At 31.1% G+C, this 23,567-nt stretch carries 24 protein-coding genes; 14 read left to right on the top strand and 10 right to left on the bottom strand.

What is annotated here, in order from left to right:
* The first annotated feature begins 28 nt into the window (after nucleotides 1-28).
* Both HKO22_RS04770 and HKO22_RS04765 read left to right on the top strand, forming a co-directional pair.
* A complete protein-coding gene (locus HKO22_RS04770) occupies nucleotides 29-625 on the top strand; it encodes a C39 family peptidase (RefSeq protein WP_169968917.1) in 597 nt (198 codons plus the stop codon).
* A gap of 41 nt (nucleotides 626-666) precedes the next feature.
* Complete coding sequence (locus tag HKO22_RS04765; protein ID WP_075660028.1) at nucleotides 667-1,365, top strand: hypothetical protein; 699 nt, start codon at nucleotides 667-669, stop codon at nucleotides 1,363-1,365.
* Between the two features lie 36 nt (nucleotides 1,366-1,401).
* Here the strand turns inward: HKO22_RS04765 and HKO22_RS04760 are convergent, their stop codons facing one another.
* The 5 genes from HKO22_RS04760 to HKO22_RS04740 form a co-directional block, all read right to left on the bottom strand.
* Complete coding sequence (locus tag HKO22_RS04760) at nucleotides 1,402-1,926, bottom strand: phosphatase PAP2 family protein (RefSeq protein ID WP_169968915.1); 525 nt, start codon at nucleotides 1,924-1,926, stop codon at nucleotides 1,402-1,404.
* A gap of 1 nt (nucleotide 1,927) precedes the next feature.
* Nucleotides 1,928-2,800: a LysR family transcriptional regulator gene (locus HKO22_RS04755; protein ID WP_075660030.1), complete on the bottom strand. Its 873-nt coding sequence runs from the start codon at nucleotides 2,798-2,800 to the stop codon at nucleotides 1,928-1,930.
* 174 nt (nucleotides 2,801-2,974) lie between these two features.
* Entirely contained in the window at nucleotides 2,975-4,003 is a 1,029-nt protein-coding gene (locus HKO22_RS04750) for a hypothetical protein (protein WP_075660031.1), read from the bottom strand.
* 8 nt (nucleotides 4,004-4,011) lie between these two features.
* Nucleotides 4,012-5,451 (bottom strand): MBOAT family O-acyltransferase, encoded by a 1,440-nt coding sequence (locus tag HKO22_RS04745; protein WP_169968913.1) that lies wholly within the window; start codon nucleotides 5,449-5,451, stop codon nucleotides 4,012-4,014.
* 56 nt (nucleotides 5,452-5,507) lie between these two features.
* Complete coding sequence (locus tag HKO22_RS04740) at nucleotides 5,508-6,143, bottom strand: helix-turn-helix domain-containing protein (protein WP_075660033.1); 636 nt, start codon at nucleotides 6,141-6,143, stop codon at nucleotides 5,508-5,510.
* Between the two features lie 363 nt (nucleotides 6,144-6,506).
* Here HKO22_RS04740 and HKO22_RS04735 point away from each other — a divergent pair, with 363 nt between their 5' ends.
* The 4 genes from HKO22_RS04735 (at nucleotide 6,507) to HKO22_RS04720 (ending at nucleotide 11,277) form a co-directional block, all read left to right on the top strand.
* The gene (locus HKO22_RS04735; RefSeq protein ID WP_169968911.1) at nucleotides 6,507-7,130 is read left to right on the top strand and encodes an NAD(P)H-hydrate epimerase; all 624 of its coding nucleotides are present in this window, start codon (nucleotides 6,507-6,509) and stop codon (nucleotides 7,128-7,130) included.
* Nucleotides 7,123-8,475 carry an MATE family efflux transporter gene (locus tag HKO22_RS04730; RefSeq protein ID WP_169968909.1) on the top strand — a complete coding sequence of 451 codons (1,353 nt, stop codon included), beginning with the start codon at nucleotides 7,123-7,125 and terminating at the stop codon, nucleotides 8,473-8,475. The genes HKO22_RS04735 and HKO22_RS04730 overlap by 8 nt, the downstream gene beginning before the upstream one ends.
* 89 nt (nucleotides 8,476-8,564) lie before the next feature.
* Nucleotides 8,565-9,761: a hypothetical protein gene (locus HKO22_RS04725; RefSeq protein ID WP_169968908.1), complete on the top strand. Its 1,197-nt coding sequence runs from the start codon at nucleotides 8,565-8,567 to the stop codon at nucleotides 9,759-9,761.
* Nucleotides 9,751-11,277, top strand: coding sequence for a ClC family H(+)/Cl(-) exchange transporter (locus HKO22_RS04720; RefSeq protein WP_169968906.1), 1,527 nt, complete (start codon nucleotides 9,751-9,753; stop codon nucleotides 11,275-11,277). The genes HKO22_RS04725 and HKO22_RS04720 overlap by 11 nt, the downstream gene beginning before the upstream one ends.
* A gap of 59 nt (nucleotides 11,278-11,336) precedes the next feature.
* On the opposite strand, the gene HKO22_RS04715 is transcribed toward HKO22_RS04720, so the two are convergent.
* The 4 genes from HKO22_RS04715 to HKO22_RS04700 form a co-directional block, all read right to left on the bottom strand.
* The gene (locus HKO22_RS04715; protein ID WP_169968904.1) at nucleotides 11,337-11,687 is read right to left on the bottom strand and encodes a Spx/MgsR family RNA polymerase-binding regulatory protein; all 351 of its coding nucleotides are present in this window, start codon (nucleotides 11,685-11,687) and stop codon (nucleotides 11,337-11,339) included.
* 627 nt (nucleotides 11,688-12,314) lie between these two features.
* Nucleotides 12,315-13,520, bottom strand: a complete 1,206-nt coding sequence (locus HKO22_RS04710; protein ID WP_075660038.1) for an FprA family A-type flavoprotein — start codon at nucleotides 13,518-13,520, stop codon at nucleotides 12,315-12,317.
* A 14-nt stretch (nucleotides 13,521-13,534) separates the two neighbouring features.
* On the bottom strand, nucleotides 13,535-14,299 hold the full coding sequence (locus HKO22_RS04705; RefSeq protein ID WP_169968902.1) for an exodeoxyribonuclease III: 765 nt from the start codon (nucleotides 14,297-14,299) through the stop codon (nucleotides 13,535-13,537).
* Between the two features lie 8 nt (nucleotides 14,300-14,307).
* On the bottom strand, nucleotides 14,308-15,126 hold the full coding sequence (locus HKO22_RS04700) for a tRNA lysidine(34) synthetase (protein WP_169968901.1): 819 nt from the start codon (nucleotides 15,124-15,126) through the stop codon (nucleotides 14,308-14,310).
* Nucleotides 15,127-15,426: 300 nt separating this feature from the next.
* On the opposite strand from HKO22_RS04700, the gene HKO22_RS04695 reads away from it, so the two are divergent.
* The 4 genes from HKO22_RS04695 to HKO22_RS04680 are packed head-to-tail and all read left to right on the top strand — an operon-like array spanning nucleotide 15,427 to nucleotide 19,506.
* On the top strand, nucleotides 15,427-16,881 hold the full coding sequence (locus HKO22_RS04695; RefSeq protein ID WP_075660041.1) for a nicotinate phosphoribosyltransferase: 1,455 nt from the start codon (nucleotides 15,427-15,429) through the stop codon (nucleotides 16,879-16,881).
* Nucleotides 16,882-16,905: 24 nt separating this feature from the next.
* Nucleotides 16,906-17,772 carry a radical SAM protein gene (locus HKO22_RS04690; protein WP_169968899.1) on the top strand — a complete coding sequence of 289 codons (867 nt, stop codon included), beginning with the start codon at nucleotides 16,906-16,908 and terminating at the stop codon, nucleotides 17,770-17,772.
* 1 nt (nucleotide 17,773) lies between these two features.
* The gene (locus HKO22_RS04685) at nucleotides 17,774-18,283 is read left to right on the top strand and encodes a hypothetical protein (protein WP_169968898.1); all 510 of its coding nucleotides are present in this window, start codon (nucleotides 17,774-17,776) and stop codon (nucleotides 18,281-18,283) included.
* 8 nt (nucleotides 18,284-18,291) lie between these two features.
* Nucleotides 18,292-19,506, top strand: a complete 1,215-nt coding sequence (locus HKO22_RS04680; RefSeq protein ID WP_169968896.1) for an AI-2E family transporter — start codon at nucleotides 18,292-18,294, stop codon at nucleotides 19,504-19,506.
* A gap of 64 nt (nucleotides 19,507-19,570) precedes the next feature.
* Here HKO22_RS04680 and HKO22_RS04675 read toward each other — a convergent pair whose 3' ends face one another.
* On the bottom strand, nucleotides 19,571-19,870 hold the full coding sequence (locus tag HKO22_RS04675; protein ID WP_075660045.1) for an encapsulin-associated ferritin-like protein: 300 nt from the start codon (nucleotides 19,868-19,870) through the stop codon (nucleotides 19,571-19,573).
* A gap of 131 nt (nucleotides 19,871-20,001) precedes the next feature.
* Here HKO22_RS04675 and HKO22_RS04670 point away from each other — a divergent pair, with 131 nt between their 5' ends.
* Genes HKO22_RS04670 through HKO22_RS04655 form a run of 4 tightly spaced genes read left to right on the top strand, consistent with a single transcriptional unit; the run spans nucleotide 20,002 to nucleotide 23,464 of the window.
* A complete protein-coding gene (locus HKO22_RS04670) occupies nucleotides 20,002-21,222 on the top strand; it encodes an ABC transporter ATP-binding protein (RefSeq protein WP_075660046.1) in 1,221 nt (406 codons plus the stop codon).
* Nucleotides 21,215-21,850 carry an ABC transporter permease gene (locus HKO22_RS04665; protein ID WP_169968894.1) on the top strand — a complete coding sequence of 212 codons (636 nt, stop codon included), beginning with the start codon at nucleotides 21,215-21,217 and terminating at the stop codon, nucleotides 21,848-21,850. The genes HKO22_RS04670 and HKO22_RS04665 overlap by 8 nt, the downstream gene beginning before the upstream one ends.
* Nucleotides 21,850-22,827, top strand: a complete 978-nt coding sequence (locus HKO22_RS04660) for an osmoprotectant ABC transporter substrate-binding protein (RefSeq protein ID WP_169968892.1) — start codon at nucleotides 21,850-21,852, stop codon at nucleotides 22,825-22,827. The genes HKO22_RS04665 and HKO22_RS04660 overlap by 1 nt, the downstream gene beginning before the upstream one ends.
* On the top strand, nucleotides 22,820-23,464 hold the full coding sequence (locus HKO22_RS04655) for an ABC transporter permease (protein ID WP_169968890.1): 645 nt from the start codon (nucleotides 22,820-22,822) through the stop codon (nucleotides 23,462-23,464). The genes HKO22_RS04660 and HKO22_RS04655 overlap by 8 nt, the downstream gene beginning before the upstream one ends.
* Nucleotides 23,465-23,567: the final 103 nt, after the last annotated feature.

Below are 23,567 nucleotides of genomic sequence, written 5' to 3'. Positions count from 1 at the left end.
ACTGGGTATATAAAGATTGGGGGAAGAGATGAAAAAGAATAGAATTGCAAATCTAAAGGACTATATAGAAAAAAACTATCCCAAGGCAGTTTTTGTGGAATCAAGGGAAATTGAAATGCAAAACTTTTTGCAAAGAGATTTTAAAGATGGAAGCAATAATTGTACTATTGCAAGTTTGACGAGAATTATTAGTTATTGTTTTAAGGACCTTGATAAATTTGAAATTTACAAAGAGGTTTTTAAAATTGCAAATAAAAATGGCTATTTCAAAAATATTGGCACGATTCCCTTTTTTATTTCACGCATTGCAAATACTTATTTTAGAAAAAATAATATGAATCTAAAATCAAGGGGAATTTACATGGGTAATTTTTATTCCCATGTAAAAGATGAAATAGATAATTTTCGCCCAGTTCTCATGAATCTCGGGAACGGATATTATAAAAGACATTCTTTGGTTATTTTTGGATATTCAATTTATAAATTTAAGGGTATGAAAATCAAAATTTTACATGTCTATGACGGTTGGAATAAAACTCCTTCCTATATAGATTACAATGACTTAAAAGGATTGATGAACTTTCCTATTTTTTCTTACAATATTTTTAACATTGACTTATTGTGATGAATATAATAAAGTTTAGGCCTAAAGGAAAAGGTGATGTTATGGAGAGAAATTATTTGAAATTTTTAGTGTCGGAGCTAATTTTTGTAAAAGAAGACACAATTATAAATTTAATTCCAAAGACTTATGAGAGATATAATGAGATTTTTGGCGAATTGGAAAATTATGTAGATACTTTAAATTTAAATATTAGAAAACTTAGAAGAAATATAAAATTGTTGGACAAACTTTCTCCCGTAGATGCAAAAAATAAGGCTCAAGAAGAATTTGCAAAAGAGTTTAAAGAACTTGAATTGGAAGATAAAAAAAACTTCACACGAGAAGATGAAATTATAATTACTGATGAAAAGAGAAAAGAAATTGAGGATATTTTTAGAGAAGTAATATTTTATTATAGTCCAGCTTTTTACGATTTTCCTGTGGAAGAATTTGACAGGGCAGAAGAACTTTTCAAAAATTGTGACAAAGAGGGACTTTTGAAATTTTTAAATAGAGAAAGGCCGAGAGAACTTCGCATAAGTAGCGAAAAATTGCAGTTTATGAGAGATGACCTAGAGATAGAAATCTCAATGATGTTTGACAGATTTCCACTAAATCAACTGGATATGTTAGATGATAAAGAAGCAATTGATTTTAATTTAACTAGACTAAAAAATGTTTACGAAGAGTACCAGGAGATCTATGGAGGTCTTGGTGAAGAACTAAATATAAAAATTGCAGAAAAATATTCTACCCCGTAAAAGTTTACGGGGTATTTTGCAAAGAATTTAAATTTTTTAATTATTATACGCCCTTTTTAAAAGATTATTTGTGCAATTTGTTGCCAATTTTCCAGATATTAATCCAAGAATTATTCCGGCGATTATGTCCGTTGGATAATGAACAAAGAGATACATTCTAGAGAAGGCAATGAGTGCTGCCAAAATAAGTGCGAGCACACCTTTTTTTTTGTTGTAAAAATAAATCACATATGCTGCTGCAAAAGACGATCCAGTGTGTCCTGATGGAAAAGAAAATCCCAGCGGTTCTTTTATTAAAAGATTTACATCAGATACTGTAAAAGGCCTTGGTCTTGCTATTATTGGTTTTAAAATTAGAAGACCAAAGATTGAAAAAATAATTAGCGCTAATGCTAAGGTAAAAGCCTCTCTTTTCAACTTATTATTATTCTGAAAGAGCAAATATATTGCAGCAACAATCCAAATAAATCCTCCATTGCCCAGATAAGTTATAAAAATCATGAGATAATTTAAAATTGGAGAGTAGAGAATTTGTAAAGCTTCTAAAAATTTAATTTCCATGCTATTTTGTTTTAAATTTGTATTTTATAAAATTCACAAAATTTTTCAAATTATTTTTAAGAAAAGAATCACTATGATAAACTAAGTAATAAGTTCTACTCATAGAGAAATTTAAAATTCTGTGCTTAATTATATTATCGTCATTAAAGGATGAATTTGCACCAATGGAAAGTACATCACTATTTTTTACAATATTTAAAACCATGTCTTTATTTTGACAAATAAATTTTAAATCTATTGGAATATTTTTTTCACGAAGATAACCCAAAAGTATTTTTTTAGAAACACTGTCTAAATCTCCAAATACAAATTTTTTGTTTTTTAAATCATCTGGTTCAAGTACTTTTTTGTCTTTTATTTCAGAATCTTTCGAAGAAATTATAAAAATCTCATCTTTAAAAAAGGGCTCGACTAGATTATTTTCAACTCCAGAATCTCCGTCTATTATCGCAAGGTTTACTATACCAGCATTTAATTTTTCAATTATTTTTTCACGAGAGTCAACATATACTCTTATACTAACATCGTTTTCCTTTTTTTCATACTCATCTACTATTTCAAGCAAAAATTGAGAACTAAAATTTGAACTCACACCTAGATTAATATTGTGGGCGGTAGATGAACTTTGCAAAAAAATCAAAGTGTTTTCAAATTGTTCCAATATATTTAGGGCAAAATCATAAAGCCTTAAGCCAACATCAGTTATGTACAATTTTTTAGAAACCCTATCGAATAGTCTTACATTATACTCATTTTCTATTTGTGAAATTGCATGAGAGACGGTAGGCTGCGAAATTTCTAGATTTTTAGCAGCATTTGACATATTTTTCGTCTTAACAACTTCAATAAATATTTCCAAATCCCTTATAGTCATATTAGCCTCCTTAAGCATATTTTATTATTATTTTTAATAAAAAGCAAGAAATATAGAAAAAAGGTTATAATTTTATTTATTAAACTCATTTTATATAATATTACAAATAAATGTGCTTATCAATATTAAAAAAGATTTTCAAAAAAAGAGACAGAAGATAAAAACCTCTGTCTATCAAGATTTATTTATATCATAAATTTTAATATTTTCTTGCCAAGCTTTATCATTAGCCAAATTTTCTTGGAAGATGCCTTCTTTTTTCATGTAGTCGATAAAAAACAAATTAAATTTTTCTGCACCTTGAACATTTAAGTGATGAGGATCGTAGAAATCATCTTTAGTTAATTTTATTTCGTCATAAAATTTGTTGAAGTCGATAAAGGTTGCGTCTCTTTTCTCTAAATATTTTTCAATTGTATTTATATTTTTTTTATACAAATTATAATCGTAAACGGGCGTCTTGACAAAATATAATTTTACACCATTTCTATTTGCTAGGTCTATGATTTCGTCAAAGGCCTTTAGGTTTTCCTTTAAATAATTTTTTTCATCAAAGGAAGTAATTGAATTTAAATAATTATCTTCATCTTCAAATATATTTTCTCTAAAATCTTTACTTTGACCCTTTAAAAGTACATAGCCTTTTAGGTAATCTTTGTAGGAAGTTTTGTCGAAGTTGTAATCCTCATACTTTAACTCATCCCATCTGCTATGATAGCTAATGAGGGGAAGAATGGACATTGCCTTAAACTCCTTAGGAACTTTTTTAAGGATCATTTCTAATTTATTTTTAGACATTGGCAAATAGTCTGAATAAGAATTTACGACGCTAGAATCTTCTTGAATTTTATAAATTGATGATTGTATGTCGACAAAAATCACGCTGGGATTTTTTATTCTGAGGGCTTCCTTTACATAACTTGCAGTAACTTGTAGAGGCTGTTTTTGAGACCCCAATACATAGGATTTAACACCAGTATTTTCATAAATTACAAGGGGTTCAAAGGAGCAGTAAGTATGACTTGAACCAAAAAACATCGCATTATAGTCTTCAGCTTCGTTAAAAAAGCCGCCTATTTTATTTCCCATATCCCAAGGCTTTGAAAGAGATTTTCTCATGAAAAGGCTATTTAGTTCTATGATGCCAAAAATTACTATGGCAATAAATATTATTGATTTTAAAAATTTTAGAAATTTTTTCATTTTATCACCTAGAATTGAAAATATATAAAGGCGGATTCAGAAAACTCTGGACCATATACGCCAAAAATTATTATTATAAAGATAAAGGCGAGGTAAATTAACCACCTTATTGGAAGAATTATTTTTAAAAGACCTTCACTTAAATTTATTTTGTTGTACTTTAAAATGTCGAAGATGAATAAAATAATTACACCAAAGGTTAGAGGATAAATATTTGAAATTCCAAAGGAAGTTTTTGACAATTCTCCTAATAAATCAAGGCTTTTCTCATTATTTAAAATTGCAAGTAGATATTCGTTGCCTTGGTGAATATTTTCTGCTCTAAAATAAATAAAGGCAAAGACAACTATTATAAAAGTTACAATTCTTTTAAAGGTATCTACAAAAATATTTTTATGAAGGCTTTTTTTATTAAGACCAAAAATATTTTCAAGTACATTAAAAATTCCGTGGATAAGACCCCATAGCACAAAGGAAAGTTCTGCGCCGTGCCAAAGTCCACTCACTAAAAAAACAACAATTAAATTAAAATATTTCCTCATCTTGCCCCTTCTATTTCCACCAAGGGGAATGTATAGGTAGTCCTTAAACCAAGTGGATAGAGAAATATGCCATCTTCTCCAAAACTCAGTAATGGATTTAGAAAGGAGTGGCTCCTTAAAATTATCCATTAGATCGATGCCGAGGATTTTTGCCGATCCCTTTGCCATTATAGAATAGGAATAGAAGTCGCAATAAATTTGTAGTGTAAATAAAATGCCTGAAATAATTAAAATTTCTCTTGAAAAGCTTTCATAATTTCCAAAGACTTCATTTACGAGAATTGCAGCTCTATCGGCGATAATTAATTTTAAAAACATTCCATAGGTAAATAGGATTAGACCACTAATGAGATTGTCGTAGCTAAATTTTTTTGGGCTTTTTAATTGAGGTAGTAAATTTACACTTCTCTCAATGGGTCCTGCCACAAGTTGTGGAAAGAAAGATACAAAAAGGGCGTAGTTCACGAGATTTTTTTCTGCGTGAAGGTCTTCTCTATACACGTCAATGGTGTAGCCAAGTGCCTGAAAAGTGTAAAAGGAAATCCCAACTGGAAGTAGCACATCTATTGCAATATTAAAATTACTGTCAGAAAAACTATTTATAATATTGGCAAAAAAATTAAAGTATTTAAAAATAAAGAGTATGCCCAAATTTATAAAAAAGCATAAAAAGACAGCAAGCTTCATTTTTTTTACATTTGCCCTATTTTTTTCAATATATATTCCAGTTATGTAGGTTATAAATATTGAAAGGAGCATTAGGAATGTGTATTTAACATTCCAAAAACTATAAAATGCGAGGCTTGCCAATAGCAAAAATATATTTTTAAATTTTCTTGGTAATAAGTTGTAAAAAAACACAACTATGGGCAAGAAAATCAAGTATTCAAATGAGTTAAAAAGCATAAAATCCTCCAATTACTATATAATATAGCAAAGCATGGAGGATTTCAATAATTAGATTATTGGGACACTAGGCTCATTTTGTATTCACGAGGTGTTTTACCAGTATACTTTTTAAAGGTCATAGTAAAATGAGGTTGTGAAGAAAACCCACATTCATAACTAATGTATTCTAAAGTCTTTTTATCTTCTAAAAGAAGTTTTTTTGCCTTATTAGTCTTTAATGTATTTAAATATTGGCAAAATGTAAAGCCTGTTTCTTCCTTAAAAAGTGAACAAAGGTAATTTTTGGAAAGGTGAAGTTTTTTTGCAAGATCTTCTAAATTTAACCCCGTTGCGTATTCTTTATTAATGATCTTTAGGGCATTGTCTATAATTTCATTTCTAGAAAATTCCATTTCATCAAGTAGAGAATTGGAATAAGCTTCAATCAACTGATTTGCAATATTTTTTAAAGAAGATTTATCATGGACATTTTTGATTTTTAAAGTAAAATCGTCGTGAATATTTGTGAGGTCTTTATTATAAGTAATGAGAAAGTATGTATATAAGAATGTATTTAAGTTGTCCATTTGTTTTTTAACCTTATCAAGAGACTTTGTAGTAGAATTTTTTGAAATAGCTTCAAAAATTTCTTGGGCACAATTTATGCACTCTGGCTTTGCTTTCTCTGCAATTTTAAGATAATTTGTCATAATTCCTCCTATTAATATAATTTTATTTTTTCTATAAAAACTTAACTTAATTATTTATTCATTAAAAATTTAATTTAATTATAACTCAATTGATATTAAATATCAACTAATAAAATTATTTTTATTTAAATATTTTTATTAAGGGTATAAAAATAATTTTTGAAAAAAATGGAAAGATTTTTGCAATTGCGAGAGTTTTGTTGTATTATATTCTCCTTGCAAAAATTTATTATTAAGGATAAATAAATAATTAATTGCTATATAATTTAGAAATTAAAGAGAATAAAATAAAGTTCAAAAATTATCATAATGTGGTGTCAATTTTTAATAAATAGCATATAATAAACACAGGGAGGGATTACTGTGACAATTTCAAAAAACAAGATGATTGAACTAGAAAAGAGAACAATAGAGGAGTTTAAAATTGATTCTCTTATTTTAATGGAAAATGCAGGTATGGGGATTTTTCGTGAAATTAATCAGTACGATTCCTTTACAATAATTTGCGGTAAGGGAAATAACGGCGGTGATGGACTTGTAATCGCAAGACATTTAATACTTAATGGAAAAACTGTTGAAGTCTTTGTAGTTGGAGACAAAGAAACAGAGGATTTTTCCAAAAATTTAGAGATTATAAAAAAACTTACAGATGTAAAATACATTGAAGGCGATAATTTTAATGAATTAATTGAATCTATTGAAGTAAATGAAATTACTGTGGATGCAATTTTTGGCACAGGACTTAATAGAAAATTAAATAAATTCTACAGAAGTTTAATTGATATTATAAATATTCATGGAAATTATATAATTGGCGTGGATATACCTTCTGGAATGGATGCAGATACAGGTGAAGAATATGGAAATTGTGTGGCTTGCAATGTTACCTATGCAATATCTGATATAAAAAAGGGAGAGCTTTTAAATAGCAATGTGGGAGAGCTTAAAAAAGTATATATTGGAATTGTGAGGTACAAAGATGAGTAAAAAAATCAGCAGAAATATAAATTTGACAGAAGGCTCTATTGCAGAGGGACTTATAAAATTTGCAATTCCCCTTCTTCTTACAAATTTTTTGCAACAATTATATAATACAGCAGACCTTATGATTGTAGGAAGATTTGCAGGGAAAAACCCTATGGCAGCAGTTGGTGCAACGGGACCAGTTTCAAATCTATTAATTGGACTTTTTTTAGGGCTTACTACTGGTGCGTCTGTAATAATATCCCTTTATTATGGCTCAAATGATAGGGATGGATTAAAAAAATCTGTTGGCGTTTCTTATTTTCTTGGACTAATGTCAGGGCTTTTTATAACAATTTTTGGTTATTTCACGACGCCCTTCTTTCTTAGGATAATGGACACGCCGCAAGAGATTTTTAGGGATGCAATAATTTACATGAGAGTTTTCTTTTTGGGAACTATTCCAATTCTGATTTACAACATGGGTGCATCTATTTTAAGGGCAACAGGCGACTCAAAGAGACCTTTTAACTTTCTATGCGTTTCTGCCGTTGTAAATATTGTTCTCGACTTAATTTTAGTAGGATGGCTTCAAATGTCTGTACTAGGTGCTGGTATTGCAACTCTTGCATCACAAGTAGCATCAGCAGCTCTTGTTACTTATTCACTTTTAAAAACAGATGGCTCTTACAAACTTAGAAAAGAAGAAATAAAACTTCACAAGTTTGAAGCAAAGAGAATTTTTGAAGTTGGAATACCGACGGGAGTTCAAACAGCACTTTTATCCTTTACAAATGTAATTTTTCAAGCAAAGATAAACTCCTTTGGCCCCGATGCCATTGCAGGTGTTGCAGCAGAAGGAAGGATCGATGGATTTTTATTTATGTCACTTCAAGCAATTGCCCTTGCAGCGACAACTTTTTCGGGACAAAATTTTGGTGCAAAAAAATACGAAAGGCTCCGAGAGGGGATTAAAGTTTCGCTTTTGATTGTATTTGGAATTTCCGCAGTTTTATCAGTAATTGCCGTTGCCTTTGCAGAAGAGCTTATTGCAATATTTAATTCTGATCCAAAGGTAGTTGGATATGGTTCCGATTTTTTGAGGATAATAAGTCTTGGAATTTGGTCCTTTGGACTTTCAGAAACTATTTCTGGATTTATTAGGGGAAGCGGAAACGCAATGGGACCAATGATTATTTCTCTTTTGACAATTTGTATTTTTAGATTAGTGGTAGTTTACTTTGCAATGCCAATATTTAATTCCATAAGAGTAATAAGTATAATTTATCCAGTTTCATATTTTGTAAACTTTCTTCTCATGGTAATTTACTATAAATTTGGAAAATGGAGAAAAAATATCATTATGTAAAATAATTGGCACTCAAAGGTGCCTTTTTAATTGCAATGAAGAGAATATTTATTGTAAACTATAATTATTATATACAAAGTAGTGATATTATGAAAAGGAAAAGTATTTTTTTAATATTTATTTTAGTTGCCTTGATTTTTTTGGGAGTAAATAATTTTAAACGCTATCCAAAGAAAATTGTAGCAGAAGTGCTTTACACCATTGATGACAGAATTTTTGCCTTTGCAGATGACTATATCGAAGATTTTGGCATAAGTGATATTTTTGAAAAAGTTAAGAGCTCGGGAGATTATGGTATAAGGTTGAGTAGCCTTAAAGAAAATGGCGATAAATTAAATATTATAAATTTTCAGAGTGTGACAAATAAATCCCTGTACTTTCTTGAAAGAAAAGAAGAAGATAAGAAGACAAAGACAGTGGGCGAAAAAATTGTAAATAGCGATGTCTATCTTTATAGAGATGAAATTTCCGATCTTCCTCTTTATATTGACAGAAATACAATGTTAAATTTATCTCAGGACTCCAATGTCTTAGGAGATCTTGGCTATGACATAAATAATAAAAAATTATTTTTGCCGCCAGTTTCTTTTTCTGAAAAAAACTCAGAACTAAAAAAATATGTAAAAAAAGAGTGGACGAGAATAATTAGAAAAACTAATGTAAAAAACATTTCAACAAATATATATGAAATTAAAGTAAAGTCCTTGGACCTTGAGAAACTTATGAATAAAGTTGAAGAATTTTATCGGGAAGAAAATTACTTTCCCTTTACGATTTTAAGTGAAGTTCTAAAAAAAGAATTTTTAAATATTTACGGCGACTTAGAAAAACAAGATGTAATAGTTTTTTACATGGAAACAGACGATGACAAAAATCTTTTAAAACTTCAGTCCGATGACGGAAAGTATATGCTAAAAATAAAAAAGGATTTTGAACTAAAAGTTCCTCACAGACATATTTTCATTGAGCACGAAGAAAATGAAAATTTGAAAACAATTAAGGGAAAGATAAATCAAAGAAACTTTAGGATGAGTTATTATCCAAAGGAGAAAAACCTCATCTATCACGATGAATTTATGCATATTAATGCAAGGTTTTATAACTTAATAAAGTCAAAAAAGTTTAAGGTAATAGCAGATATAGATGGAAGCGAGATAAAAAAAGTAAATTTTAATTTCTATACTACTCCAAATAAAATTGAAAAGGAAAAAAAATATATAGAAATTTTAAAATTAAGCGAGAAAGATTGGAAGAATTTAATAAAAGGAGCAAGTAATGAAAAATGATTTTAACAACAAGAGTAAATTAATATTTAGAATTTTATTTGACTCCCTAATTGTAGGAACTTTTGCAGGACTTTTTTCAGTTTTATATAGATTTGTAATAATGAAAATGGATTTTTATAGAAAAATCTTATACAGTGAATTAAAATTAAAATCAATTTTAATTTTAATTGTCCTTGCAATAATAATTTCCTTTGTAATTTATAAATTATTAAATTGGGTGCCTCTATCTGGAGGAAGTGGAATTCCACAAATCCGAGGCGAAATACTAGGCAAATTTAAAATGGATGAAGTGCCAACGCTTATATCAAAAATTGTAGGTGGAGGATTGGGCAACCTCATGGGCTTTTCTCTTGGAAGAGAAGGTCCATCAATACAAATGGGCGGTGCAGCGGCAAAATTTATTGGAAGGGCAATAAAAAGACCGCCAGATGAAATAAAGTACATGATTACAGCAGGAGCAGCAGCAGGGCTTGCAGCAGCCTTTAACGCACCAATGGCAGGTTGTATCTTTGCGATAGAAGAACTTCATAAATCCTATTCAAAATTTGTTCTCTTGCCATCCTTTATAGCATCAATAGTTGCCAATTATGTTTCCTTTGTAATAATGGGAGCCGAGACATCTTTTTCTTTCTTTGTTTCTGAATCTTTACCTATGAAACTTATTTGGGTGGCGATTTTAATTGGAATATTAACAGGACTAGTTGGTGGAGTTTATAATTATTTAATTACAAAATTTCAAGATCTTTTTAAGAAAATAAATTCAAAAATTTTAAAGTATGGATTATTAATGAGCGTTACAATTATAATTGGATTTATCTTTTTTGAAGGAACGGGAGGCGGCCATGGACTCCTAGAAAAAATGGCAAGAGGACAATTTCCAATAAAATATATCTTGGCAATACTTTTAGTAAAGTTATTTTACACAACATTTTGCTACGGCTCGGGAGTACAGGGAGGTATCTTTTTGCCAGTACTTGTAATTGGAGGATCTTGTGGAGCACTTATTTTTTCAATATTACAAAATAATTTTGGACTAGAAGAATATTATGTAAATTTTATAATCCTTGGCATGAGTGGCATACTAGCATCGGTGGTTAGAAGTCCCATACTTTCAGTTATTTTAGTGTCGGAAATGACTTCAACTTTTGAACATTTAATAGCTCTTTCCATAGTTGTAATGGTTTCCTATTATGTGGCAGAAATTTTAAAAGTTGCCCCAATTTATGACACCCTTTTCGAAAGACAACTAAGGGACAAAAACCTACTTAGTCCAAAGGAAAGAGAGCTTGGCGATTATTCGATTTTCGAGTACACAATAACAGATGGATTAAAATTTGCAGGAAAGACTTTGCGAGATATAAATTTTCCAAGGCATATAATAATAATGTCAATAGAAAGAGAAGGAGTTGAAATAGTTCCAACAGCAGATGATATCATACTTTATGGAGATAAAATAACAGTGTTAATAAAAGCTGAAGACGCCTTAGAGATAGATAAATTTTTTAAAAATGAATGAAATAAAAAAAACTAGAGTTGAAACCAATTCTAGTTTTTTTGAACTATAAAACTTTGTGATTATAAGCTTTCCAAATATTTTTTTACCTGTGGACCTACAAAGGCTTTATCATCTTTTAAAAGTATTGGTCTTTTTACTAGCATGCCATCTGTTGAAAGTAATTCTAATATTTCCTCTTCTGTCATTTCATTTTTCTTGTCCTTTAGTCCAAATTCCCTATATTTCATACCACTTGTATTAAAGAGTTTTAGAACATCAATATTTGCCCTTTTCATTATTTTTTTAAGCTCATCTACTGACAAGAGCTCCTTGTCAATTTCTCTGTATTCATAGGAAATATTTTTTTCTTTTAATAATTTTTCTATATTTTTACAAGTGCTGCATTTTTTATATCCGATTAATATATTCATTTTACGCCTCCTCAATTTAAAAACATTATACTACAGAAATTTATAAAAAAATTAAAAAAATTTTTATAAAAAGTGTTTAAAAATAAAAATACGTGGTATAATATTAGTACCAAATAAGATTATCGTATTAAAGTAAAAAATAAATAAAAATAAAATCTTATTTGGAGAAACTTGACAATTCCATCCAAAATTTGAAAAATGTTTTTGATTTTGTTAAATTTACGAGTTTTGACTTAAAAGGTCAAGGCTTTTATATAAATCGAATAGTTTTTAATAGACGTTTAATGTATAAAATGATGGTAAATAGTTTGTTTTGATATTACTCTTAGTTTTTATATGATGAGGTACACAGGCTTAGAGTTGGGACTGTGAGAATATCAATTTGTATAGGGCTTAGGTAAAATAAGAATATAGGTGATAAGACGTGATTGAACCAAAAAGTTTAAATTGGATGGAATTGGATATTTAAAAAGAATGTCATTTTGTAAAGTAATTTGACATTCTTTTTTTGTGCATTTTATTTTTAAGTAGCTTAAAGTAATCTTTTATAAATCTTTTTCTAAATAGTTAAAAAGTTGGTACAAGAGATTTTATTCAAAAAATCGCCACGAAATCGTGACGATTAATTTATTTATCTAAAATTTTTGCGGCCATTTCTTTTCCAAAGTCGATTAACTTCTTAATTTCTTCATCGGTTGCTGAACCTTGAATTTCAAGTTGTGTGTCGAGCACATCGTAATTTCCATCTTCCATATATTTCTTTAGAGTTTTAAGTGCTCCACCAGACCAGGAATAGGATCCAAAAATTCCCCAATAATTATTTTTCATCCTTTGATGAGAAACCTCTGTCAATAGATAATTCATTGGCGGGAACAAGTTATTGTCGTAGGAACATGAGCCAAGGATTACGCCCTTGTATCTCCAAATATCTGATAGTAGATAGGAGAAGGAAGTCTTTGTTATGTCGCGAATTTTAATATTTGTAAGTCCACCTTCAGAAAGTCCCCTTGCGACAGCTTCTGCCATTGTTTCTGTATTTCCATACATAGATCCATAGATTACTACGCAACCGTCAATTGTTTCTTGTTTTGCAAGGGATGTGTAGATGTCGATTATTTTTTTAGGGTTCTCTCTCCAAATTGGTCCGTGATCTGGACAAATTAGTTCGACGTCAAGAACAGCTAATTTTTTTAGAGCTTTAAGTGCTTGTGTCGCATATTTGCCAACGATATTTATGAAATATCTAGTAGTTTCTTCAAGGTAATTGTCGTTGTAGTCAATTCGATCATCAAAAATACCGCCGTCAAGAGTTCCAAAGCCGCCAAAAATATCTTGTGAGAAAAGCGTCTTTGTAGTTTCTTCATAGGCTACCATGGATTCAGGCCAGTGAACCATAGGAGTCATGTAGAAAGTAAATTTTCTATTTCCAAGTTCAATTGTTTCGCCTTCCTTTACTTCTACGATATTGTCTGTAACTTCATAGAAATTATTTAACATGGCGACAGCTTTTTTATTTGTAACGAGTTTTGCTTCTGGATAAATGTCCAATATTGATTTAAGAGAAGATGTGTGGTCTGGTTCCATGTGATTGATTATTATATAATCAATTTTTTCGCCTTCGCCGACTATTTCATTTATTTTTTGGATATAATCATCGACTGTGTTAACTTTTACTAGGTCAAAAAGTACATTTTTTTCACCCTTAACTAGATATGAATTATATGCAACACCCTTTGGAAGAGGCCACATTCCTTCAAATAATTCTGTTTGTCGATCATTTGTACCTATATAATAAATATCATTTTTAATAGGAACTGACAATAAATTTTTCATAATTCCTCCTATATTTAAAGTTTTATTTTAAGTTCAACAGGACAGTGATCCGATCCCATAATTTCTTGATGAATTTTTGCGTCTACTAAATTTTTCTCAAGGTCATCTGAAACTACGAAGTAATCTATTCTCCATCCAATATTTCGTTCTCTTGACTTTGCAAAATAACTCCACCATGAATATTCATCTATAAGTTCTGGATAAAAATATCTAAAAGTGTCGATGTATCCATTATCCAAGAGTTCTGTGAATTTATTTCTCTCTTCATCAGTAAAACCTGCAGATCTTCTGTTAGTAGATGGATTTGCTAGGTCGATTTCTTTGTGAGCGACATTTAAATCGCCACACAAAATTACACCTTTTTTTGATTTTAAAGCATTTAGATAAGTTCTAAAGTCGTCTTCCCAAACTTGTCTATAATCAAGCCTTTCTAATTTTCTCTTTGAATTAGGTGTATAACAAGTTACAAAGTAAAAATTTTCAAACTCTAGTGTTATAACCCGTCCTTCGTTGTCATGCTCTTCTGATCCAATTCCATAATATACATTAATAGGTTCTTTCTTAGAGAAAATTGCCGTACCCGAGTAACCTTTTTTCTCTGCATAATTATAAAATTCGTAGTAACCAGGAAGGTCCATTTCAATTTGACCCTCTTGAAGTTTTATCTCTTGAAGTGCAAATATATCGGCGTCAACTTCGTTGAAGTAATCCATAAACCCCTTTTTAATGACAGCTCTAAGTCCATTTACATTCCAAGAAATCATTTTAAATTCCTGCATATATCCTCCTAATAAAATTCCAAAAAGTTATGTCTTTTGCCTTTTTCTTTGAAACCTAAGATTTGTTCCATATTTACATTTTCAGTAGCACGAAGAATATTTATGTCGACATTTTTGTTTTCTTTTTTAAGCTCTTCGATTAAGTCATTTATAAAAAATCTCTTGTTGCCAGATTTTTTCTTTGTAACAGTGCAGGCACAATCAAGTGCAGATAATCCAGTGGATTTCATAAAGCGGATGATTGCTTCCTCTCGAACTAGATACATTGGTCTAATAAGTTCAAGACCTTCAAAATTTTGCGATTTTAATTTTGGCATCATAGTTTTAAAATCGCCGGCATAAATAATATTTAAAAGAACTGTTTGGATGACATCGTCAAAGTGATGACCAAGAGCAAGTTTATTGCATCCCAGTTCTTTCGCCCTATTGTATAAATTTCCACGGCGCATTCTTGCACACATATAACAAGGAGAACCGCCTTCAGACATTTTTTCTGCAACAGAAAAAACATCGGAGTTGTGAATCTTAACTGGTATACCGAGTTTTTCACAATTGAACTCAAGTCTTTCTCTATTTTCGGGGAGATAACCAGGATCCATTGTTATAAATTCAAGTTCAAAGGGCACTTTATTATGCCTTTTTAATTCTTGCAATAATTTCGCAAGAGTGAGGGAATCCTTCCCGCCAGAAATTGCAACAGCAATTTTGTCGCCAGGACTAATTAGTTCATATTTATTTACACCTTGTACAAATTTTTTGTAAATATCTCTTCTATATGTTTTTATAAGGGACCTTTCTATGTCCACAGTGCTTTTTATTGCTTCCAAAAAATTTCACCTTTACCAATCTATTCTCATTATAGCACAGTTATTTTCTAAATTTAACTAAATACAATTTGTAAAGGCGCTAAAATATTTTTGTACCGCCTAAACTTTTGCTTAAAGATTATAACACAATGAGTTTTTAAAAATAAAAATCTTTTAAAAATAAAAATCTTTTATAATTTGTGACAATTCTAAAGAGCATTAATTATCAAAAACCTTCGCAATGTGATATAATTTACTTAATTTAAATTAAATACGCTAAAAAATCAAGCGCATTATATGTAGATAAAAAGGAAGTATAAAATGGTAAATTATAATGTTAAAAAAAATTTCACGCTTCTTGTGGATTTTTATGAATTAACAATGGCAAATGGATTTTTTAAAGAAGGAATGAGAGATAAGACTGTAATCTTCGATATGTTTTTTAGAGAAGTGCCTGATAACGGTGAATACACTATTATTGCTGGGCTAGAACAATTGATCGAATATATGGAAAATCTTCACTTCTTTGAAGAGGACATAGAGTTTTTGAGAAAGAAAAATATTTTTGACGAAGAATTTTTAGAATATTTAAGAGATTTCAAATTTGAATGTGATGTGTGGGCAATGCCAGAAGGGACTTTAGCCTTTCCCGGTGAACCCCTTGTTACAGTAAGAGGGCCTGCAATTCAAGCACAAATGTTAGAAACTATGATACTTCTAACTTTAAATCATCAATCAATGATAGCCACAAAGGCCTCAAGAATTGTAAAACAAGCAAAGGGAAGACCCGTTGTTGAATTTGGCTCAAGGAGAGCACAGGGATATTCTGCTGCAAATTTAGGGGCAAGAGCTGCATATATTGGGGGATGTGCAGGGACTGCCAACACATTATCTGACAAAATGTTTGGCGTGCCAGCTCTTGGCACAATGGCACATTCTTGGATTCAGATGTTTGACACAGAACTTGAAGCCTTTAGGGCCTTTGCAAGAGTTTATCCAGACAATTGTCTTTTATTAGTAGATACTTATGACACTCTTAAAGAAGGAGTGCCAAATGCAATAAAAGTTTTTGATGAAGAAGTTGTTCCTCGTGGATTTAGACCAAAGGGCATAAGAATCGATTCAGGGGATATAACATATATATCAAATAAAGCGAGAAAAATGCTTGATGACGCAGGTTATCAAGATGTGCAAATTATGGCGTCAAACTCACTTGACGAATACACAATAAGGACTATTTTACATCAAGGAGCAAAACTCGATTCCTTTGGAGTTGGCGAAAGACTTATTACATCAAAATCATCTCCAGTTTTTGGTGGTGTCTATAAATTAGTTGCAACTGTCGATGAAGATGGAAAAATTACTCCAAAGATAAAAATTTCTGAAAATGTTACAAAAATTACTACTCCAGGGTTTAAAGAACTTTATAGATTTTACGAAAATGAAACGGGGAAGGCAATGGCAGATGTAGTTGCATTAAGAGATGAAGAAATACCAAAAGACAATTATGAAATTTTCCATCCAATTTACACTTGGAAGAGAAAAACTCTCACAAATTACACTGCCAAAAAAGTTCTCGTACAAATATACGACAAAGGCAAACTTGTCTACAAACTTCCAAGTCTTGAAGAAATAAAGAAGAAGGCAGAGAGGGAACTAGACACATTGTGGGAAGAAACTAAGAGACTAGACAATCCAAATGAATACATCGTGGATTTATCAGAAAAACTTTGGAAGGTTAAGGACGATTTATTAAAGAAACACGGTAAAAATTAAAAATAAAATTAGAAGGGGAGAAATATGCAGTACTATGGAAATGTTTTTAGACCGCCAAGTGAGGCGAGGTCACTAATTATTCAGGCGACTGTGGGATGTTCTCACAACAATTGTACATTTTGTTATATGTATAAAGATGACGACTTTAGGATAAGATCTCTTGAAGATATTAAAAAGGATTTAGTTGAAATGAGCTCTTACAGAGATTATTTTGAAAGAATCTTCTTGGCTGATGGAGATGCACTTGTTTTGAAGACAGAAGATTTAATTGAAATTTTAAGAACTATAAAAAAATATTATCCCAATGTAAATAGAGTTTCATCTTATGCGACTGCTCAAGACATTAATAGGAAGTCCCTTGATGAATTAAAAAGGCTTCGTGAAGAAGGACTTGAAATGTTATACATTGGATTTGAAACTGGGGATGAAGAACTTCTAAAAGAAATTAAAAAGGGCATCACCTATGAAGAGTACGTAACTGCAATGAAAAAAGCAAAGGAAGCGGGATTTAAGACTTCTGTTACTATTATTGCAGGATTAGGTGGAGTTGAAGGAATGGAAAAAAATGCAGTGGGAACTGCAAAACTTGTATCAGAAACTAAGCCAGATTTCTTGGGATACCTCACTATGAGAATTTATAAGAATACTCCACTTTACTCAGATTATATTTCTGGCAAATTTAAAATGCCCGATGCTGGCGAAATATTAGAAGAGATGAAAATATTTTTGGAACATGTTGATTCAGAAGGAACAGTCTTTAGGTCTAATCATGCATCAAATTATGTTCTTTTAGCAGGAAATTTAAACGAAGACAGGCTAGATCTCATTAAGGCGATAGAAAAAACTTTGAAAAAGAAAAATTTTAGACCTGATGTATTGAGAGGTTTTTAAATTGAGTAAAAAAGATTTAAAAAATAATGAAGATTCAAAAAAAATAGACGATTTAAAATTAAAAGAAATTTCAAAGCACCAAAATAGCGGTGTAATTTCCTTTACAAAGGAAGAGGAAGACAAAAAATCTCTTGCTGTAAATCCCATTAGATATTTGCTTCCACTAGATTATGGCAAAGCTCCTTTAAAAGAAGAAAATATTGAAATCAACTTAAAGGAAAAGGAAAAACCAGATGACAAGGGTTTTGAAATAATTATGGAAATAAATCCAAATATCTATGAAGATAAAAAGAAAAAAAATAAAAGGAAAAGCAATTTGCCAATGCTTTATAATCAAGAAGAAATTAAAGAAGAAACCCTTGGAATTCTCGACGATTACAGAGAGATTTTCTCTAGACAAATGAAATTGGCACTTAATTTTTCTGAAATCTACATCAATAGTATGCTTGATATGCAAAAATCTTTTTTTGAAGATTATTTTGACTTTTTAGATAGCCTTTCAAAAAAATAAGGAGGATTATGGAAGAAAAAAGAGAAACAAGAGAAAGTGGAAATAGTCCACTAAGGAAATTGTCCTTTAAAAATGAAGTTTATAAAAAGATTTTTTTAACGGGACTAGCACTACTATTCATTGCCTATTTATTTTTAAATAGCAAAAGTATATTCACGGGTTTTGGCATATTACTTGGAATAATGACACCTTTCATACTAGGTGGAGTCATTGCCTTTATAATGAAAATACCTCTAAACTTTTTTGAGAGAAAAGTTTTTAGCAAAATAAAAAATAAAAAAATAGAAAAGCATAAGAGGACAATTTCCATAGCTCTATCCTTTATATTTATTATACTAGTAATATTTATAATAATGGCAATAATTGTACCTCAACTAATTAAATCCTTTGACGGAATTAGGAAATCACTGCCAAGCTTTTTACAAATGGCAATTGACAAGACTAGAGAAATTCCCTATCTAAGTAATTATTCAGACAAACTGCAAAGTGAGTATGATAATTTAAGCTGGAATGAAATATTTAACAGAATTAAGGACTTTGTAACATCGAAGGAAAAGTCATCAAATATAATTAATAGTGCAATTTCAACTGCATCAAGCATATTAGGCGGACTTGTATCCTTTATGCTTGCCCTTATAACATCAATTTATATTTTGGCTGACAAGGAAAGACTTGGATATCAAGCTACAAGGATTTGCTATTCCTTCTTTAACAATAGAGTTGCAAATAAAATAATTCATGTAATGCACCTTCTTCACGAAAACTTTTTTGGATTTATAAGAGGACAACTTACAGTAGCGACTTTTATAGGAATTGCAACCTTTGTATCATGCTTTATAATTGGAGTTCCCAATGCAGCAACCCTTGGAGTTATAATTGGAGTTACAGATCTCATTCCAATAATTGGACCTTTTTTGGGCGGAGCCATGGGCTTTGTAATGACAGTAATAGAAAACCCTACAAAGGGAATTGCCTTTATAGTTTTAATTTTGATTCTTCAACAAATTGAATCTAATTTAGTATACCCAAAGATAGTTGGAAACAAAGTAGGACTTCCATCACTTTGGACATTATTTGCAATTACAGTTGGTGGTTCTCTATTTGGAGTAGTGGGAATGTGGGTATTTATACCATTAGCATCTACTCTTTATGAACTGATGAGAGAATATACTGAATATAAAATTAAGGAAAAAAATTTAGATATTAGAATAAAAAAAGTTTAAAAAATGGCTAGATATAAAAATATTTAGCCATTTTTTAGTATATTATTTTTTATAATATTATCCTTTACTTACTATCATGTTCTGCGTCCATAATATCGCCTTCACAGAACAAGTAAGTTCTCATTTGTTCGTCCCAACCTTCTTGGTTTCTTCGCAACCATTCAAGTGTCATCATTGCGTGTTCCATTTCTTCTTTTGCATTGTGCCACATTATTTCCTTTAATTCTTTATCTTCAGAAAGAGAAACTCTTTGGTAGTACCAGTCAACTGCTTCAATTTCTTCTTTTAATGAATTGATTGCTCTAATAATATCCCTTGATTTTTTTGTCAATTCTTCTGCTGGTTCATGATAATCGTTAGCCATAATATCCTCCTTAAAACAAAAAATATACTTACAAGACTATTATAACATTTATGTACAAAAGGTCAAAATGAGTAATTTTTGAAATATCATTATTTAGGGTATAATAAAATAAGTAAAAAGGAGAGGTTAGAATGATAGAATTTAAAAATGTCAGTAAAATCTATCCTGGCAATCAGGTTGCAGCTGAAAATATAAATTTAAAATTTAAGGATGGCGAATTTATATGCTTTATTGGAGCCAGTGGATCGGGGAAGACTACTTGCATGAGAATGATCAACAGAATGAATGACATAACTAGTGGAGATATCTTGATAAATGGAGTTAGCATAAAAAACATGGATCCAGTTGATCTTAGAAGGAAAATTGGATATGTAATTCAACAAATTGGACTACTCCCGCATATGACAGTCTACGATAACATAGTCCTCGTGCCAAGACTTTTAAAGTGGGACGAAGACAAACTTAGACCAATAGCAGAAAACTTAATCGAAAAAGTAGACTTGCCCTTATCTTATTTAGATAAATATCCATCGGAACTATCTGGAGGACAACAACAAAGAATAGGAGTAATAAGAGCTCTTGCAGCAGATCAAGATATTATATTAATGGACGAGCCCTTTGGCGCACTTGATCCAATAACTAGAGATGCTTTGCAAAAACTTGTAAAGAGACTTCAAAAAGAAATGGGAAAGACCATAGTATTTGTTTCTCACGATATGGACGAGGCGCTGTCCCTTGCAGATAGAATTGTAATCATGAGAAAGGGACATGTGGAACAATTTGACACGCCAGAAAATATTTTAAAAAATCCAAAGAGCAAGTACGTGGAAGATATGCTTGGAGAAGAAAAGTTAAACGAAGCAAAAACATCTTACAGAACAGTAGAAACAATAATGTTAAAAGATCCAGTTTCACTTTCTAGCGATAGGTCTACTTACGATGCCCTTGCCCTTATGAGAAAGAGAAGAGTAGATACAATTTTTGTAACTGACGAAGAAAGCCATCTTCTTGGAGCAGTTGGAATGTTTGACATAGGAAGATTTGGTAAAAAAATAAAGTCCCTTAATGAAGTAATGGAAAAAGTTCACGCAATAAGAGAAGACACAGTTATTATGAATGCCATAAGAGATATTTATAACCTGGATATAAAAAACCTTCCAGTAGTGGATATAGAAAACAAACTCGTTGGTCTAGTAACTAGAGCTTCCGTAGTAGATACAATTTACACGAACCTTTGGGAAAATGAAGATGGCGAAGAAAGTGAAGAAATTTTTGAAGACGACAACTTGTCAGAACTTATGAAAGACGCATCAGGAGAGGCATCTAAAAAGATAGGTGAAGATAATGATTGATTTTTTACTTGCTAATAGTGGAGAAATTTTATCAAAATCAATGGAACATCTTTTTATTGCAGCCATTTCACTATTTTTTGGAGTTTTAATTGCAGTTCCACTGGGAATATTTTTAACTCGCTCAAAGACTACGGCAAAAATTGTAATGGCAATTGCATCAGTACTCCAAACTGTACCTTCCTTTGCACTATTGGCACTTATGATTCCAATTTTTGGAGTTGGCAAAAAACCTGCCATAGTTTCCCTTTTTATCTATTCTTTACTTCCAATTTTGAGAAATACTTATCTAGGAATAGCAGGAGTTAACGACAAATTAATTGACGCAGCCAAGGGCATGGGTATGACGAGGTCGCAAATTCTTCTGAAGGTTCAAATACCAATGGCTATGCCAGTAATTATGAGTGGTATAAGACTTTCTGCTATTTATGTACTTGCATGGACAACTCTAGCATCCTATGTTGGAGCAGGAGGACTAGGAGATTTTATATTTAATGGACTTACAAATGCAATAATGCCAATGGTTGTATGGGGAACAATTCCCGTAACATTAATGGCTATAATCGTTGATTTCTTCTTTGGAATTTTGGAAGACAAGCTTTCACCTAACAAGACAAGTGAGGTGGCATGATGAAAAAATTTAAAAAATTAATTTTAATTTTTGCGATGGCTTCCATATTTTTGACATCTTGCACATTACCAGGCATTGGTGGAAACACAAAAACAAATGTAGTTGTTGCCACTGGGTCGAATACTGAAAGACAAATATTGGGAGAAATGGTTAAGCAAATGATAGAACATCACACAGACCTTAATGTTTCACTAATAACAAATTTATCATCATCAGTCTTAAATCACATAGCCATGTTAAAAGGAGATGTCAATGTAGTTGGTGCCATGTACACAGGTACCGCACTTAGTGGCGAACTTGGCATGAAACCAATAAGAGATCCAAAAGAAGCACAAGAAGTTGTAATGAAGGAATATTATAAAAGGTGGAATAGATTTTGGTATCCATCCTTTGGCTTTGACAACACATATGCCTTTATGGTTACTAAAAAATTTGCAGAAGAAAATAATCTTAAAAAAGTTTCAGATTTAGAAAAACTAAAGGACAAAGTTAGCGTTGGAGTTGACACCGCTTGGATAAAGAGAGAAGGCGATGGATATAAAGCCTTTCAAGAAACTTATGGCTATGGATTTAAAAGTGTCTACCCAATGGATATTGGACTCGTATATACAGCACTTGCCAGTGGCGAAATGGATGTAGTCCTTGGATACTCAACTGACGGAAAAATTTCATCTTACGACTTAGTAATATTAGAAGATGACAAAAGACTTTTCCCACCCTATGACGCATCGCCCATTGCATCGGAAGAAATTGTGGAAAAATATCCAGAAGCAGAAATTGCAATAATGAAACTAGTGGGACAAGTCTCATCAAAAACTATGCAGGAATTAAATAGACAAGCAGATGAAGACTTAATTGAACCGGCAAAGGTAGCAGAAAACTTTTTGAAAAAAAATAATTATTTTGAAGATGTAAAAGTCGACAAAAATAAGTTACAAGAGTATAAAACTTTTGTGGAAGGAGGAAAAAATGTCTGAGGTAATAATGTACTACGCACAAAATTCAAGCTATGTTTTTGAGCAATTTATTAGGCACTTTTTAATTTCCCTTTATGGAGTTTTATTTGCATCAATAATTGCAATACCTCTTGGATTTTTTGTGGCGAGAAAAAGAAAACTTTCAAGGCTTACAATTAGCATTGCCAATGTAATGCAGACCATACCTTCCCTTGCAATGCTTGCCATACTCATGTTTTTAATAGGAACGGGGCCAAATACAGTGGTCTTTGCCGTATTTCTATACGCAATTCTTCCCATATTAAAAAACACAGTTTCTGGCATAAATTCTGTAACGCCAGAACTTGTTGACGCAGCAATGGGTATGGGCATGACAAGAATTCAACTAATGACAAAAGTTGAATTGCCCCTTGCAATTTCAATTATAATGGGCGGCATTAGAAATGCACTAGTCCTTGCCATAGGAGTAACAGCAGTGGGAACCTTCATAGGTGCAGGAGGACTTGGCGATATAATAACAAGAGGAATAACTGTTGCCAATGGAAGCCCGATAATAATTGCAGGAGCAATACCAACGGCACTAATGGCAGTATTGGCAGACTTTATACTTGGAATAATAGAAAATAAGCTAACGCCAAGAACCTTTACAAAAGTTTGATTTAATTTGATAAAAAGTAAACAGTAAAGCAAAGTTTACAATTAGCTTAAATTAATAAAAAAATTTTATAAATAAGATTATTTAAAGTGAAAGATACAATTTA

Origin of the sequence: Peptoniphilus faecalis (genome assembly GCF_012976305.1) — a bacterium.
In the GTDB taxonomy this organism is placed as follows: Bacteria; Bacillota; Clostridia; order Tissierellales; family Peptoniphilaceae; genus Peptoniphilus_A; species Peptoniphilus_A faecalis.
Note: the sequence above shows the minus strand (reverse complement) of the source record. Positions and strands in the feature narration are given on the sequence as shown.